This is a genomic window from Tropicibacter naphthalenivorans, from assembly GCF_900176475.1.
In the GTDB taxonomy this organism is placed as follows: Bacteria; Pseudomonadota; Alphaproteobacteria; order Rhodobacterales; family Rhodobacteraceae; genus Tropicibacter; species Tropicibacter naphthalenivorans.
Genome location: NZ_FWXX01000007.1, coordinates 35,217 through 51,029 on the forward strand (window position 1 = coordinate 35,217; position 15,813 = coordinate 51,029).

Consider the following 15,813-nt stretch of genomic DNA (forward strand, 5'->3'; position numbering starts at 1 on the left):
ATCCCTTGCAATTTTTGGGCAAAGAGTAATCACCCTCGGGCGCAAGGGGAAGCGCGGAATTCCAGACCCTTAGCCAGACCCTTTGACCGGGGCGCTTAGACTGGGTGCTTAGTCCTTGGCCACCAGCCCCGCCAGCGCCGTGCGGATGATCGACCGGACCGAAGGCCGTTTCGACGCCACGAAAGGCAGCGGGCGGCAGACCTCGATCGCAGCGACGCCGACGCGGGCAGTGAGAGCGCCGTTCACCATGCCTTCGCCAAAGCGGCGCGAGAGCTTGCCAAGGATGCCGCCGCCAAGGATCGGCTCCAGCATGTCGTCGCCCACGGCCACAGCACCGGTCGCCACCAGATGGCTCATGACCGCGCGGGTCAGCCGCAGACTGCCCAAGGTGCCGGACCGCCCGCCGTAAATCTCGGCAATGCGCCGGATCATCCGCAGGTTCGCCGTCATCGCCGCCACCACATCCGCCAGCGCCAAGGGCACCAGCGCCGTGACCGTGGCGACCTGCCGCGCGGCGGCCTCGACCTCGCGCCGCGCGGCAAGGTCCAAGGGGGCCAGCAGGCTGGTTTCGGCGTGGGCGATTAACCCGCTTGCGTCAAAGATCTCGTCCTGCCGCTCGCGCAGCTTTTCGCGGCCCCAGCGGGTGTCCTCGCGCCCGGCATAGAGCGCGGCCAACTGCCCCGTCAGCTTGCGCGCTTGGCCCAGGTCGTCGTCCGCCAAAGCGCTGTCGGCCATGCGGTGCAGGCTGTCGATCTTGGCCAGCCGCGCGAAGGCGGCGATTTCCTTAACGGCGATCATCCCGCAGACCAGCACAAAGGCCGCGATAAGCGCGCTTACCGCCCAGCCCAAAATCGGGTTCGCGGCAATCAAACCGGTGGCAAAATTCCATGCCGCCAGCGAGATCAACGTCCCCACCAGCGCCAGCAAAAGCCGCCAGAACCACCGCGCGAGCCGCGACGGGGGCCGCGCCGCCAAGGCCGCAACGGTCGCCATGGCCTGCCCCTTGGGCAACTCGGGCGTGATCTCCGGCACCGGGGGCGCGTCGGAGGGCGAGGGCGCGCCGCTCTCGTCTTCGAGGTCGATCAGGACGGGGCCTTTGGGATTGGTCATGCTTGGTCCTTTGCGGGGGGCTGCGGCGGCGCTTTGGGGCGCGTCCAGCGATAATGAATGTCCGACAGGCCTTCGTCGTTGGTCTTGCCGATGCCCCGTTCGATTTCGACAAATCCTTCGCGTTCATAGAACTTGCGCGCGCGGCGGTTGGACTGGAACGCCCAAAGGTCGAGCGTCTCGTGCAACTCTTTGGCATGGTTCAACAAAACCACTCCAAGTCCTGCGCCCTGCGCATCGTCCCGCAGGAACAACCCGTGGATATAGCCGTCTTCCAGCGCGATAAATCCGCTGACGATGTCACCCCGCACCAGCACCGTCACCCAGCCCCGGTCGATCATTTCCCCGGCGTGGGCGATGTCCTGCGCGCCGGTATACAGGCGCGGTTTCCAGCGATGCGCGCGCACCGTTTGCGTCATCATATCGCCGATCTTGCCCGCATCGGTGCTGCGCGCGGGCCGCAGCCAAACGTCGCTCATAGCCGGTCTCCGAACAGGAACTGCGCCGCCCGGTCAAGGCGGATATGCGGCGGCCCTTCGCCCGGTTTCAGCGACAACGGGGCCGGGGCAAAACGCATGACCTTGTAGTCGGTATCCAGCCACTTTTCCGCGCCCTGCCGCGCCGGCGCCAAGAGGTGGCCGGGGTCTTCGGGCAGCTCACCGGGGTAAAACGCCGCCTGCTTGCCGCGCGTCCCGTCGGCGTTCAGCAAGGCCCCACGCACACAGGCCAGATCGCGCCCACCGTGGTTAATCACTTGCTCGGTGGTGGCGCGCAAAGCGGCCAGCGACAGCGCCTGCGTCTCGGCCCCGGCAAAGCGCGCCCGGTCGCGGGCATCGCGCGTCAGCGCCTCCATGATGGCGGTCAGACGGGGGTGCTGGGTGTGGTGCAGATGGTCGGCCTTGGTGGCGGCAAAGAGGATCTTCTCCACCCGCTTGCCGCGCAACAGCTGCGACAAAAAAGCATTCCCGCCGGGGCGAAAGGCCGTCAGGATATCGGCCAGCGTCTGGCGCAGATCTTCGACCGCGCGCGGCCCGGCGTGGATCGCGCCCAAGGCATCGACCAAGACGATCTGCCGGTCGATCCGGCTGAAATGATCGCGGAAAAACGGGCGTACCACCTTGGCCTTGTAGGCTTCAAACCGCCGCTCAAACTCGCGGTACAGCGACTTGCGCGCAGGTTGCTCGACCAAGGGCAGGGGCGCAAAGGTCAACACCGGCGATCCCTCCATCTCGCCCGGCAGCAGGAACCGCCCCGGCGAGCAATCGGAAAACCCATCGGCCCGCGCGGCGTGCAACACCTCGGTGTAAGCGGCGGCCAACCGCTTGGCGAGCACCTCGTCCATCTCCTGTGCCCCCACGCCAGACAACTGCCCGGCCAAAGCCTCGCCCCCCGGCCAATGCCCCATCCGCCCCAGCATCTGCTCGGACCACTGGGCAAAGCTCTTGTCCATCAAGCCCAGATCCAGCAGCCACTCGCCGGGGTAATCAATAATGTCCAGATGTACCGTGCGCGGCCCTTGCAAACCCGCCAGCAACCCCACGGGCCGCACCCGCAACGACAGGCGTAGCTCGGAAATCGCCCGCGTGCTGTCCGGCCAAACCGGCTCCGGCGTGGTCAAGGCCGCCAGATGGCTCTCGTAGTCAAAACGGGGCACGGTGTCGTCGGGCTGCGGCTGCAAGAACGCCGTCAACAAACGCCCCTCGCGCTCCGCCACCAGCTGAGGCATCCGCCCCCGATCCAGCATATTCGCGATCAAGGACGTGATGAACACCGTCTTGCCCGCCCGCGACAGCCCGGTCACGCCCAAACGAATGCTCGGCTCGAAAAAGCTCTCCGTCAGCGTGTCGGTGACATTCTCGACCCCGCGCGTCAGTGTGTCCGCAATCGTTCCAATGACCATCAGAGCCCTTTCCTGCACAGCCCTGCCAACCTAATCACCCGGTCGCCCCACCGCTAGGGGGAACCCGGGCCAAAAGGCCGCATCCCGCCCCTCGCGCTTCTTCTCTTTAAAAATATCCCGGGGGAGCTCCGCAGGAGCGGGGGCAGCGCCCCCTTGCCCAACCGCGCCCCAAACGATACTCCCGCCACATGCCCAGATACGCCTTGCTTGTGGAATATGACGGACGCCCCTTCGCCGGATGGCAAAGGCAAGCCGACCAGCCCTCGGTCCAGGGGGCCATTGAGGCCGCGCTCGCACGCCTCGAACCGCGCGATCACACCATTGCCGCCGCCGGTCGCACCGACGCGGGCGTACATGGGCGCGGGCAGGTGGCCCATTGCGACATGGATAAGGACTGGGACCCGTTCCGCCTGTCCGAAGCGCTGAATTACCACCTCAAGCCCAACCCGGTGGGCATCCTCGCCTGCCGCCGGGTGCCGGACGATTGGCACGCGCGCTTTTCCGCGGTGGAACGCCGCTACCTGTTCCGCCTGCTCATGCGCCGCGCTCCCGCGACGTTGGAAACGGGCCAAGTCTGGCGCGTCATGCACGACCTCGACGTGGACGCCATGCGCGAAGGCGCCCAGCACCTCATCGGCCTGCACGACTTCACCACCTTCCGCTCGGTCATGTGTCAGGCAAAGTCCCCGGTCAAAACCATCGACGAGATCGATATCCAGCGCATCGAAGGTTTTGCCGGCCCGGAAATCCAGTTCCGCCTGCGCGCGCGGTCGTTCTTGCACAATCAAGTGCGCTCCATCGTTGGTACGCTTGAACGGGTGGGGGCCGGGACATGGCAGCCGGACCGGGTGCGCGCGGCGTTGCAGGCCTGTGACCGCGCCGCCTGCGGGCCGGTTTGCCCGCCCGATGGACTGTACCTGACTGGCGTCGGCTATCCCGAAGATGTCTTTGCCTGAAAGGGCTTAGTCGTTGTCGATGTCGCCCGCCCCGGCACCGCCGCGCGCGCCCTGCGTCGCGGGGACCAGGCCGCGCGCGGCCAGCTCTTTCAACGTGCTGAGCACCTCTGGCGAGACCTCGACCCGCGCGGGCAAATGGGCCGCGTCTGGCCCGAGACGGAGGTTCAGGCGCGGCGGCGCATTCTTGGCCCGCGTAACCTGACACGTCGCAAACCCGATCCCCGCAAGCCTCGCATAGCTGGGCGCAAGCGCTTCGTCCCCAGGTTGCAGGCTCAGCGTCATGTCCGGCCCCGCCAGCGCGCGCGCCCGCAAGATGTCATCGGGCAGCAAATGCAGCCGCAAGATCGGGCTGTCGGCGGGATCGTCAAGCGCCGCCAGCACATCGGCACCCGCGCCGCCCTGGGCCAAATGCCACACCGCCGCCCGGCCAAAGCTGTCCGATTGCGCCGGGGGAAAACCCGCGCCCACGGCGGCTTTGCACGACAAGGTCCGGATTTCATTTATGGAAAAGCTCACGCCAGCCACCAGTCGTCCGCAAGAGTGGTGCCCAAGTCCTGCGGCAAGGGCGCCCCTTGGGCCAGGGTCACGCGGGTCCACAGGTTAGACTTGGGGTCGAACTTGGTGGCCCCAAAGAACGACAGCTTGCAGCGCAGCATATCAATCGGCAGGCAGTCGGCGGCGATCAGGTTGTCACGGATTTCGGCGTAGGGGTGCGCCGCGGAACAGGCCACCCGCGCAATCGCCAACTCGTGCATAGGGTGTGCCATCCGAAACGCGCGCAAATCGCCGCGCCCCAGATCGCGGTGCAACGCCTGCACCCGTCGCGCCACGTCCAACGGGCTTTCCAGATGCGCGCCGGGGTCGCGATGGCGGTCGCCCAAACGCGGCTCATCCTTGTCGGCAGAGACATACCAGAACCGGGCGCAGGCGTCGGGCGCGGCGTAATCGCCGGCCAAAGCCCACCCGAAATGAGCCTCGATCGCGGTGCGCAGCGCCTCTTGCGTGGCAAAGGGCACGGGCTGCGGCGCGGCGCAGTCGGACATCTCGTCGGCCAGATCGTCGATCAGCGCGCCAAAGGGTTCCAGCAAGAGGGCGACGGTCAACTCTTGGGTGTCCAGCGACAGCGCGGTGGCGGTGCGCAAGATCTCTGCCGGGGACAGATGCATGCTGGCCTGCACCCGTGGCCACTCTGCACGCAGGCGATCAATGCGGGCCTGATGCACCGAGTCAGGCACGCGCCACTTGCCCAAGTGATCCGCCGCGCGTTGCCCAAGAGACTGTAACTCTTCGGTTTTCGTAGGAGCGCCCAAGGCGCAGACCCGCGCCAAAGCGGTCTCTCGCGCCGCCATCCAGCGATGCAGAAGCACTGGATGGGACACCAAAAACGGCGCCATCCCAAGCCCCGTTGAATTGCCGATGCCCAGCTGGCGCTTGAGGTCAGGGTCTAGCTGCGCGCCGCCCAGATGTTCGGCCAGATCATGGGTGAAATTGCGGATCATCCAGACGGTCAGCATCTCGGCGGCAAAGGGGCCGGACAGACCGGGGCGATCGGCGATCAAAGCGCGGTCGGCAATGCCGAACTTGCCGTTGCCATAGACCGCTGTCGTGCGCATCAAGTATCCAACATCGTTTATGAAATCCGCATCCGGCTGCGCTCCGGCGCGCAACCGTTCGACCACATGGGTGAACAGCCGTACCGACTTGTTGGCGCGCGACAGCACCAGATCGGATGGGGTAAAGCGCCCCGCCTCTTGCAGCGGCGCCTGGGCGACGATCCGCGCGATCTCAGGCGCATCGGGCCGGCCATCATAAAGCACATAAGCCGTGTCCCAGGCGGTCGCGATCACCCTGTCACTGCGCATCTCGGCGGGCAAATCCGAGGACACCGCCACAAGGCTGTAGTCTCGTCCGCCAAGCGCGATGGTATAGACCGCGTGGCCATGGCCTTGCTCATCGATCTGCCAGAGCGGGCGGATCAGCCGCGCACCTTGCGCCCCTAAGCCTCGCGTCAGCACCCGCAAAAAGGACAGGCGCGTGGGAAACATCGCGCCCATGCGGCGCAGGCGCATCACCTCGGAAGGGGCGCGCAGCGGGGCAAGAGGGGGCAAACCGTCTTTCATATCCCGAGTGTGCGCCCACCGGTGGATTCGACAAAGCGTTTTTGTGTCTAGGCGGGCCCAAAGCTGGATTTGTAGAAGTTCAGCCAGTTTTCCCCGAGGATTCCATCGGTTTCATGTCGGGAAAATCCAACCTCGCGCAGCCCGTCGCGCAGGTTATCCCAGTCGCGATTGTCGTTGAACCAGTCAGGCTGGGGCGGGAAACCGGCGTTTGAAGCGCTGCCTTCGCCATAGTCGATGTCCTTGGTCCAGCGCCCCACGCGCATCCATTCGACGACGCTGTCGGGCTGGTCCTGACACAAGTCCGTGCCGATCCCAAGGTTCTCTGCGCCATAGCGGTCCGCTGCCTCGGCGACCATCTCGCAGAAATCTGTCAGACGGCAGTTGGTGCCGTTGTTTAGATGGTGAGGATAGAGCGAAAACCCCAGCATCCCACCGGAATTCGTGAGTGCTTTCAAGACCGTATCGGATTTGTTGCGCAGGGCAGGGTGCCACCAATCGGGGTTGGCGTGGGTGATGGCAATGGGCCGGGTCGAGTGGTCAATCGCATCGAGCGTGGACCGTTCGGCGCTGTGGCTCATGTCGATCACAAGCCCGACGCGGTTCATTTCGGCCACCACAGCGCGGCCCATACGGGTCAAGCCGCTGTCCTCATCCTCGTAACAGCCGGTCGCCAGCAGGCTTTGGTTGTTATACGTCAGCTGCATAAAGCGCACGCCCAGCTGGTGGACGATCTCGATCAGGCCGATGTCATCTTCGATGGGCGAGGGGTTCTGAAAGCCGAAAAACACCGCTGTGCGCTGGGTTTGCTGGGCCTCTCGCACGTGATGCGCCTGAGTTCCGCGCATGATCAGCGTCGGAAACTGCTCGAACCAGCGGTTCCAGCGTTCGAGGTTCGCGATCATCTCGCGGAACGATTCGTGGTAGGCGATGGTCACATGGATCGCGTCCACGCCGCCTTCGCGCAGCTGGCGAAAGATCTTCTCCGAGAAGTTGCAGTATTGAAGATTGTCGATCAGCACGGCCATGGGCGCGACGCTAGCCCCGCGCCCCGGCGGCGTCCAGTATTAACCAAGAGTGGTTAACCACGTCCGCGATAGGTCGGCACGTTCTGATCGGGAATCCACACCCCCTGCGGGGTCTCGCCCGTCTGGTAGAACACATCGATCGGAATGCCGCCGCGTGGGTACCAATAGCCGCCGATCCGCAGCCATTCGGGATCAAGCAAATCGACGATCCGCTTGCCGATCATCACTGTGCAGGCCTCGTGAAAGGCGCCGTGGTTGCGGAAGGAAAAGAGAAACAGCTTCAACGACTTACTTTCCACAAGCCAATCGCCGGGGACATAGTCGATCACCAGATGGGCAAAGTCCGGCTGCCCCGTCATCGGACACAGAGAGGTGAACTCTGGCGCGGTGAAGCGCACGCAATAGCGCGTGCCCGCCTCGGGGTTGGGCACCCGTTCCAGAACCGCCTGTTCGGGGGCCAAAGGCACCTCGGTCTGTTTGCCCAATTGCTGAAGGCCAGAGTAAATATCTTCGCTCATATTTTATCCTTTTTCCGCTGCGCGAGACCTAGCGCGCCCACGCGCTGCGCACAAATTCTCTTGCGTTTTGCGCGCGCCCGGCGCATCACGCCGCCATGACCAAAGCGACTCAGATCCGACGAGCCTAAGCTCTGACATGGCGTGCAAGCGACACGCCCGGTTCCCTTTTGTCTAAATCCCCTAACAAAACTTGACTTGCCCCAAGGGCCTTGGCACCAATCGGGCTTCTTATTTCTAAGGACAACGACATGATCCCTTCTGTTCTGCCGACTTATGCGCGCGCCCCTTTGCACTTCGTCAAAGGCGAAGGCAGCTGGCTGATCGACGAGAATGGGCGACGTTTCCTTGATCTGGGGGCGGGCATCGCGGTGAACGCGCTGGGCCACGCGCACCCCGATCTGGTCAAGGCGCTGACCGATCAGGCGCAGAACCTGTGGCACGTGTCCAATCTGTACGAGATCCCGCAGCAGCAGGCCTTGGCCGACGCGCTGGTAGATAACTCCTTTGCCGATACGGTTTTTTTCACAAACTCGGGGACGGAGTCCTGCGAGCTGGCGGTCAAGATGGCGCGCAAGTACTGGCACGACAAAGGCCACCCGGAAAAGATCGAGATCCTGACCTTTGACGGCTGTTTCCATGGGCGGTCCTCGGCGGCGATTGCGGCAGCGGGTACGCCCAAGATGATCGGCGGTTTTGGTCCCGTTCTGCCGGGCTTTGTGCACCTGCCGTGGGGCGATCACGACGCGCTGAATGCGGCGATCAACGACACCACCTGCGCCATTCTGATCGAGCCGGTGCAGGGCGAAGGCGGCATCCGTCCGCTGCCCGATCAATGTCTGCAAGGGCTGCGTAAGCTCTGCGACGACAAGGGAATTTTGCTGATCCTCGACGAGGTGCAATGCGGCGTGGGCCGGACCGGCAAGCTGTTCGCGCATGAATGGGCCGGGGTTTCGCCGGACATCATGATGGTGGCCAAGGGCATCGGCGGGGGCTTTCCGCTGGGCGCGGTTCTGGCCACCGAAGAGGCCGCCAGCGGCATGGTTGCGGGCACCCACGGCTCGACCTACGGCGGCAACCCGTTGGGCTGCGCGGTGGGCAAAGCGGTGCTCGACCACGTGGCGGACCCGGCGTTTTTGGAGGGCGTGCGCGCCCGCGCGGGTCTGCTGCGCCAGCGGCTCGAAGGCTTGGTCGCGGCGCACCCCGACGTGTTCGAAAGCGTGCGCGGCACCGGCTTGATGCTGGGTCTGCGCTGCAAGATCGCGCCGGGCGACGTGGTCAAGGCGGGCTATGACAAGGGCGTCATCACCGTGCCTGCCGCCGACAATATCGTGCGCCTGCTGCCGCCGTTGAACATCACCGAAGACGACATCGCCGAGGCCATCAACCGCCTCGATCAAGCGGCCTCTGCGCTGGAAGCCTGACGCGGGCCTAGAAAAAGAACAAAGATATGAACCACTTCCTAGATATTCACAAAACTGACAAGGCCGCCCTGCGGTCGATCATCGACAACGCCAAGGCGATGAAAACCGCCCGCAATGGTCGCCCCAAAGCGATGCCCGACGACGAACAGCCGCTGGCTGGGCGCATGGTCGCGCTGATCTTTGAAAAGCCGTCGACCCGGACGCGCGTGTCCTTTGACGTGGGCGTGCGGCAGATGGGCGGGCAGACCATGGTGCTGTCCGGCAACGACATGCAGCTTGGTCATGGCGAGACCATCGCCGACACCGCCCGCGTTCTGTCGCGCTTTGTCGACATGATCATGATCCGTACTTTCGATGAAAGCGTGCTGGAGGAGATGGCTGAGTACGCCTCTGTTCCGGTCATCAACGGCCTGACCGACCGCACGCACCCCTGCCAAATTATGGCGGATATTCAAACGTTTGAAGAGCATCGCGGCCCGATCGCGGGCAAGAAGGTGGTCTGGTGCGGCGATGGCAACAACGTCTGCGCCTCCTTCCTGCATGCGGCGGGGCAGTTCGGGTTTGACATGACCTTCACCGGTCCGGTGCAGCTGGACCCCGAGATGGAGTTCGTCGGCCTCGCGCGCGCTGCGGGCAGTGAAATCACCATCGAGCGCGACCCCTTCAAGGCCGTCGAGGGCGCCGATCTGATCGTCGCGGACACTTGGGTGTCGATGCACGATGCGCAATCGGCGCGCGAGCGTCGCCACAATATGCTGCGCCCGTTCCAGGTGAACCAAAAGCTGATGGAGGCCGCCGGCCCCGACGCGTTGTTCATGCACTGCCTGCCCGCGCACCGCGAAGAGGAAGTCACCTCGGAAGTCATGGACGGCCCGCAGTCGGTCATCTGGGACGAAGCAGAGAACCGTCTGCACGCGCAAAAGGCGATCATGCGCTATTGTCTTGGCGTCTAAGTCTCTGACGTAGAAATAAAAAGGGCGGGGCTTCCCCGCCTTTTTCTTCAGAACACCATGCGGGCGAACCACGCCACGGTCACCATCCAGAACAACGGCACAAAGGTCAGAACCACGGCCCAGACCAGCGGTTGGGCGGGGTGACTGCGCGCGGCGCGCCGTTCAAAATGGCTTCCGAATTGATAGGGCGCGGCGGCGAAACGTTGCGGTTTGTCCATCGCGGTGGCCATGGGTTCGGGCAGAAGTTTAGGCATCAGACGCTCCTGTCATCGGACATCGTTACGCCCCGAGTCATGCGCCCAAACTGTTAAGATTGCCCTATCCGCTGGTGGCCTCTTTGCGGCAATGTCGCGGAAAATTCGCGCGCGCGTCAGGTGCCGCGCGGCTTGGCGCGCAGGGTCGGATCGGCCTCGGTGGGGTCTTCGGGCCACGGATGGCGCGGGTAGCGCGCGCGCATGTCCTTGCGCACATCGGCGTAGGATCCGGTCCAGAAACCGGGTAGGTCCATGGTGGTCTGAACCGGGCGCTGCGCGGGGCTTAGCAGGGTCACTTTCAGCGGGGTGCGGCCCACTGTCGGATGGGTCTTTTGGCCGAAAAGCTCTTGGAGACGCAGGGAAATTTCCGGATACTCGCCCGAGTAGTCAATCGGGATCTGCCGTCCCAGAGGCGTGGTGAAATGCGCCGGAATCGCGCTGTCGAGCGCCTGCATCTGCCCCCAATCGAGCCGCGCGCGCAAGGCGGGCAGCAGGTCGAATTTCTTCCAATCGGCGGCGGTTTTCACCCCGCTGAGATAGGGCAGAAGCCACTCTTCGATCTGCTCCATCAGCGCGTGGGGCGACATGTCTGGCAAATCGTGTCCGGCTTCGCGACCAAGCGCGACACGGGCGCAAAACCGCCGAGCGGCATCGGACAGCGTGATCCCAAGGTCGCGCACACCGTCCAGCATGGCGCGGGCCATGGCCTCGTCCGGGGCGTCCTTCCACAGGCGATCATCCAGCGCGATGGCGCCAAAGCGTTCCTGTTGGCGGGCGATCACCCGGCGCTCGCGCTTGGACCATTCGCAAAGGTCATGCCATTGAATTTGTTGTTCAAATAGCCCGCGCAGTTCCGATTGGCGGATGGCGATGGCCTGGCGGATGCGGGCCTCGCGCGGGTTGCCGTCGGTGTCTGTCACGACGATCAAACGTTCGCCCGCCAGCGGGTCGCTGTCCTCCATCACCGCGCCTTTGCCGCCGGACAGTTGGAACCGCGCGGCGTCGCCTTTGCGGCGCAGGCTGATCCGGTCTGGATAGGCCAAAGCGGCCATTTCGGCGGGGCTATGGCCTCCGGAGGGCGTTTTCACCGTGGATTCAAGGCGTTTCGCCTCGGACTTAATGCGCTCATAAGCCGGACGGTTGACGCCAAAGCTGCGGCGCTCGGAAAACGCGCGCAAATCTTGCAGGGCTTCCAGCCTTGGGGATAAATCTGTGGATGCCCCTGTGAGGAAGTCCCGATCTGACAAGAGCGCCGCCAGTTTTGCCGCAGGTTTGCCCGCAACATGTAGCATATGGGCAAGCCGAGGGTGCAGCGGAAGCGCTGCAATTTGCCGTCCATGCGCCGTGATCTGCCCATTTTTCAACGCGCCGAGCATCTCTAGCAGGGCGACCGCTTCGGCGTAGGCGCCTTCGGGCGGAGGCGTGAGGAATGGCAATTGGTCGGGCGTCGCCCCCCAAAGTGCCAATTCCAAAGCCATCGACGACAGGTCGGCAGCCTCGATTTCCGAAGGAGGAAAGGGGCTTAGCGCGCCTTCTTCACCCTTGGTCCACAGCTTGTAGGCGGTCCCCGGCGCGATACGTCCGGCGCGACCGGCGCGCTGTGTCGCCTCGGCGCGGGTCACGCGTTCGGTCACAAGACGCGACATCCCCGAGCCGGGGTCGAACCGCGCGCGCCGGGCAAGCCCGCCGTCCACCACGACGCGAATATCCTCGATGGTCAGCGAAGTTTCGGCGATGGACGTGGCCAGAACCAGCTTGCGACCGTCCGTTTCGGGGCGGATCGCGGCGCGTTGCGCGAACAGGTCCATCGCGCCGAACAGCGGGCGCAGGTGGACGCCAGCGGGCAAGCGCGACCGCAAGAGCGCCTCTGTCCGGCGAATTTCGCCTTCGCCCGGCAAAAAGGCCAAGAGCCCACCGGTGGTCTGCGACAAGGCGTGCAGGATCAGCTCGGACATGCCCTCTTCGAACCGTTGACGTTTGGGGCGGGGGGCGTCCAGCCAGATGGGCTCCACCGGAAAGGCGCGCCCTTCGGACGTCACGGTCGGCGCGTCCATCAGCGCGGCCACGGGCGCGGCGTCAAGCGTGGCGGACATGGCGATCAGCATCAGATCGTCGCGCAGCGCCTCGGTGATTTCCAGGCACAGCGCCAGCCCCAGATCGGCGTTCAGAGAGCGTTCGTGGAATTCGTCAAAGATCACCGCGCCGATGCCCGGCAGGTCCGGGTCGGACTGGATCATCCGGGTCAGGATGCCTTCGGTGACCACTTCAATGCGGGTGTTCTTGGAGGTTCGGGATTCGCCTCGGATCCGGTAACCCACGGTTTCGCCCGGCTTTTCGCCCAAGGTTTCGGCCATGCGGGCGGCGGCGGCGCGGGCGGCCAGACGGCGCGGCTCCAGCATGACGATGCGCCCTTGCGCCAGCCCCGCGTCCAGCAGGGCCAGCGGCACACGGGTGGTTTTGCCCGCGCCGGGGGGCGCTTGCAGCACCGCGCGATTGCGCGTCCGCAGGGCGCTCAGCAGTTCGGGCAGGGCGGCGTCTATGGGCAGGGTCTGTGTCACGCGCCCCTTATCCACAAGGGGAGGGGGCGCGGCAATAGGTCAGGCGAAGATGAAATCGTCTACGGTCAGGCTGCTCAGCCATTTGAGGTGCGCCTCGAAATCCGCCGTGCCGTCGCCGTCGGTGTCGATTTGCAGCTGCTTATCCTTGAAACGCACTGCCGCGGTACCGTCAAAGGCGAGGTCGCCGATAAAGCTTAGCGCGCCAAACCCGGTGAGGTCGATCAGGTCTTGCCCGGATTCAAAACCGCGCACGGTGTCCATCTCGGCGGTGGTGCTGTCGCCGGCGTTGAAGATGAGCACGTCGGTCGCCTCGTCGCTGTCCCACAGGGTGATCAGGTCGGCCCCGGCGCCGCCAGACAGCGTGTCGGACCCGGCGCCGCCGTGGATCGTGTCGGCCCCGGCATCGCCTGCGATCAGGTCGTTGCCATCGTTGCCCCGCAGGATGTCATCGCCCAGCCCGCCGCTGATCTGGTCATCGCCATCGCCGCCGCTGGCGCGGTCGTCGTCTGCCCCGGCCAAGAGGCTGTCGTTGCCATCCGCGCCGAACAGGGTGTCGCGCCCCGCGCCGCCGTCCATCACATCATCGCCGGTGTTGCCGTTCATGCGGTCATTGCCCGCATCGCCGATCAGGCTGTCGGCCCCGTCGCCCCCGAACAGGTAGTCATGGCCGTCTTCGCCCAGCAGTTGGTCGTTACCGCTGCCACCGATGAGCCGGTCGTTTTCGGTGCCGCCGATCATGGTGTCGTCGCCCGCGCCGCCGCGCAGGTTGTCAAAGCCCGCACCCCCGAGCAGCAGGTCGTTGCCATCGTCACCCACGAGCACGTCATTGCCCGCGCCGCCGTCGGCGGTGTCGTCGCCAAGGTGGCCACGGATCACGTCGCGCCCGTCTTCGCCCCGCATCAGGTCGTGGCCGAGGCCGCCCCGGATAATGTCATTGTCCGCGCCGCCCGCGATCTGATCGTCGCCATCACCGCCGCGCAGCGTGTCGCTGCCCGCCCCGCCCAGCAAGGTGTCGGCGCCATCCTGGCCAAAGAGGTTGTCGTTGCCGTCCTCGCCCAGCAGCGAATCGTCGCCGGTCTGGCCGTTGATCCGGTCGCTGCCCGCCCCGCCCAGAACGGTGTCGTTGCCGGTGCCCGCCCGCACGGTGTCATTGCCAAGCCCCACCGTGAACAGCTCATGCGCGGCTTCGGCCACCTCGGCCGAGTAGGTGCCGCTGCGCACGAGGTCATCGCCATCGGTGCCCGTCAGGGTGTTGACGTCGTTCACAAGGTGGTTGAGCCAGCCCGCGATGCGCGCGACCTCTTCGTTCTGGTTGCCGTCTTCGTTGACAAAGCGCCCGTCCGAATAGTCGAACCCGATGTGATAGATGCCGTCGATCACGCGGTTGACCATGTTCTTGCCCTGAAAACGCAGGGTCGCGCCATCGTTCTGGATCAGGTGAAAGCCGGTCTCGCCCATGCGGGTGTCGTCGCCGTGGGCCTCGGTAAACTCGGCCAGCCGCGTGGCATCGGCGCGAATCCAGTCGCTGATGGCCCGCACGTCATCGGCAGAGATGTCGCCATCGGCGTTCAGCCCCAGCGTGTCGATCCCTTGGGCGATCAGGGTGTTGATCCGCTCCGCCGCCGCAAGCCCTGCGTCAATGTCCGCCTGCGGGGCAGAGGCCGCAAGGCCGGGATCGAGGCGGATATAGTCCAAAAGGCGGTTCAGTCCGGCGAGCGTGGTCATGGGGCAGCATGTCCTGTGGGTTGTGGCAGATTATGGCGTGATCGCAGGGCAATGGGGCGAAATCTTGGCAAATTAAGATTTTATATAAACTTCGCCGCCACGCGGCGCGGCGCCCCTGCGTCCAGCGGTCACTGGACAGCGCGCGCCCCTCAAGGCACAAAGCGCCCGGTATTTAGGGGGACGACGATGCAGGACATGGCAGAGCAGATCTTGGCCGGGAACCGCCGGGCCTTGGCGCGGGCGATCACCTTGGTCGAAAGCGGGCGCGGCGATCACCGCGAACAGGCCTTGGCGCTGTTGGAAAGCTTGCGCGGTCATGGCCGCCAAGCCTTGCGCATCGGTCTGTCGGGCACGCCGGGGGTGGGGAAATCCACCTTTATCGAGGCGTTTGGCTGTATGCTGACAGGGCTGGGGCTGAAGGTCGCCGTATTGGCGGTGGACCCCAGTTCGGCGCGCTCGGGCGGGTCAATCCTTGGGGATAAGACCCGGATGGAACGCTTGGTGCGCGAGCGCAACGCCTTTATCCGCCCGTCGCCCTCGCAAAGCCAGCTGGGGGGCGTGGCGCGCCGCACGCGTGAGGCGATTGATCTGTGCGAAGCGGCGAATTTCGACGTGATTCTCATCGAGACGGTGGGCGTCGGCCAATCCGAGACCATGGTGGCCGAGATGGCCGACCTGTTCTTGTTGCTGCTGGCCCCGGCGGGCGGCGACGAGCTGCAAGGGGTCAAGCGCGGCATCATGGAGATGGCCGACATTCTGCTGATCAACAAGGCCGACGGTGATCTGAAACCGCAGGCGATCCGGACCTGTGCCGATTACGCTGGCGCTCTGCGGTTGTTGCGCAAACGTCCCCAAGACCCCGAAGGCTTTCCCAAGGCGCTGACAGTCTCGGCGATCGAGGAAAACGGGCTGGAAAAGGCGTGGGAAGAGATGCAGGCGTTGAACACGTGGCGGCATGAAAGTGGCAACTTTGACGCGCGCCGCGCCGCCCAGGCCCGATTCTGGTTTGAGGCCGAAGTGCGCGAGCGTCTGCTGGCCCGTCTGACCCGCGAGCCGGTCAAAGGCGCGATGAAAGCGCTGGCCGGGCAGGTGGAAGACGGCGCTTTGACGCCTTCTGCGGCGGCAGAAGAGCTTTTGCGCGAACATCTGATGATGGAATAGCGCTCGAGGCTTGACGGCACGCTCGGGTGAGTCTATTGCGACCCGACAAGATTCAGGGCGCCATCGCGGCGCCCTTGCATATTGGCAAGGCTACCTCATGGGGCCTCGCCCCAGA

14 protein-coding genes are annotated in these 15,813 nt (G+C 64.8%); 4 read left to right on the top strand and 10 right to left on the bottom strand.

Features of this window, described 5'->3' with window-relative positions; all coding sequences use genetic code 11:
• Positions 1 to 108: 108 nt before the first annotated feature.
• Genes B9A11_RS14570 through B9A11_RS14580 form a run of 3 tightly spaced genes read right to left on the bottom strand, consistent with a single transcriptional unit; the run spans position 109 to position 3,007 of the window.
• Complete coding sequence (locus B9A11_RS14570) at positions 109 to 1,110, bottom strand: YcjF family protein (protein WP_058247328.1); 1,002 nt, start codon at positions 1,108 to 1,110, stop codon at positions 109 to 111.
• Positions 1,107 to 1,586: a GNAT family N-acetyltransferase gene (locus B9A11_RS14575; RefSeq protein ID WP_058247327.1), complete on the bottom strand. Its 480-nt coding sequence runs from the start codon at positions 1,584 to 1,586 to the stop codon at positions 1,107 to 1,109. Before B9A11_RS14575 ends, B9A11_RS14570 begins: the two co-directional genes overlap by 4 nt.
• Entirely contained in the window at positions 1,583 to 3,007 is a 1,425-nt protein-coding gene (locus B9A11_RS14580; RefSeq protein WP_058247326.1) for a YcjX family GTP-binding protein, read from the bottom strand. The genes B9A11_RS14575 and B9A11_RS14580 overlap by 4 nt, the downstream gene beginning before the upstream one ends.
• Positions 3,008 to 3,195: 188 nt before the next feature.
• Here B9A11_RS14580 and truA point away from each other — a divergent pair, with 188 nt between their 5' ends.
• Positions 3,196 to 3,963 (top strand): tRNA pseudouridine(38-40) synthase TruA, encoded by a 768-nt coding sequence (gene truA / locus B9A11_RS14585; RefSeq protein WP_058247325.1) that lies wholly within the window; start codon positions 3,196 to 3,198, stop codon positions 3,961 to 3,963.
• Positions 3,964 to 3,969: 6 nt separating this feature from the next.
• On the opposite strand, the gene B9A11_RS14590 is transcribed toward truA, so the two are convergent.
• From B9A11_RS14590 to queF, 4 genes are read right to left on the bottom strand one after another with little or no spacing between them, the layout of a single operon-like run.
• Positions 3,970 to 4,479 carry a hypothetical protein gene (locus B9A11_RS14590; protein WP_143595893.1) on the bottom strand — a complete coding sequence of 170 codons (510 nt, stop codon included), beginning with the start codon at positions 4,477 to 4,479 and terminating at the stop codon, positions 3,970 to 3,972.
• Complete coding sequence (locus B9A11_RS14595) at positions 4,476 to 6,083, bottom strand: hypothetical protein (protein WP_058247323.1); 1,608 nt, start codon at positions 6,081 to 6,083, stop codon at positions 4,476 to 4,478. The genes B9A11_RS14590 and B9A11_RS14595 overlap by 4 nt, the downstream gene beginning before the upstream one ends.
• A 47-nt stretch (positions 6,084 to 6,130) precedes the next feature.
• Positions 6,131 to 7,108 (bottom strand): membrane dipeptidase, encoded by a 978-nt coding sequence (locus tag B9A11_RS14600; RefSeq protein WP_058247322.1) that lies wholly within the window; start codon positions 7,106 to 7,108, stop codon positions 6,131 to 6,133.
• A 53-nt stretch (positions 7,109 to 7,161) separates the two neighbouring features.
• A complete protein-coding gene (gene queF / locus B9A11_RS14605; RefSeq protein ID WP_058247321.1) occupies positions 7,162 to 7,626 on the bottom strand; it encodes a preQ(1) synthase in 465 nt (154 codons plus the stop codon).
• A gap of 248 nt (positions 7,627 to 7,874) precedes the next feature.
• Between queF and B9A11_RS14610 the strand changes: the two genes are divergently transcribed.
• Positions 7,875 to 9,047, top strand: coding sequence for an aspartate aminotransferase family protein (locus B9A11_RS14610; protein ID WP_058247320.1), 1,173 nt, complete (start codon positions 7,875 to 7,877; stop codon positions 9,045 to 9,047).
• 26 nt (positions 9,048 to 9,073) lie between these two features.
• On the top strand, positions 9,074 to 10,000 hold the full coding sequence (gene argF, locus B9A11_RS14615) for an ornithine carbamoyltransferase (RefSeq protein WP_058247319.1): 927 nt from the start codon (positions 9,074 to 9,076) through the stop codon (positions 9,998 to 10,000).
• Between the two features lie 47 nt (positions 10,001 to 10,047).
• On the opposite strand, the gene B9A11_RS14620 is transcribed toward argF, so the two are convergent.
• From B9A11_RS14620 to B9A11_RS14630, 3 genes are all read right to left on the bottom strand, one after another.
• Positions 10,048 to 10,254 carry a hypothetical protein gene (locus B9A11_RS14620; protein WP_058247318.1) on the bottom strand — a complete coding sequence of 69 codons (207 nt, stop codon included), beginning with the start codon at positions 10,252 to 10,254 and terminating at the stop codon, positions 10,048 to 10,050.
• A 116-nt stretch (positions 10,255 to 10,370) separates the two neighbouring features.
• A complete protein-coding gene (gene hrpB / locus B9A11_RS14625) occupies positions 10,371 to 12,812 on the bottom strand; it encodes an ATP-dependent helicase HrpB (RefSeq protein ID WP_058247317.1) in 2,442 nt (813 codons plus the stop codon).
• Between the two features lie 39 nt (positions 12,813 to 12,851).
• Positions 12,852 to 14,537, bottom strand: a complete 1,686-nt coding sequence (locus tag B9A11_RS14630; protein ID WP_058247316.1) for a calcium-binding protein — start codon at positions 14,535 to 14,537, stop codon at positions 12,852 to 12,854.
• Between the two features lie 186 nt (positions 14,538 to 14,723).
• Here B9A11_RS14630 and meaB point away from each other — a divergent pair, with 186 nt between their 5' ends.
• The gene (meaB, locus tag B9A11_RS14635) at positions 14,724 to 15,698 is read left to right on the top strand and encodes a methylmalonyl Co-A mutase-associated GTPase MeaB (protein WP_058247315.1); all 975 of its coding nucleotides are present in this window, start codon (positions 14,724 to 14,726) and stop codon (positions 15,696 to 15,698) included.
• Positions 15,699 to 15,813 lie beyond the last annotated feature (115 nt).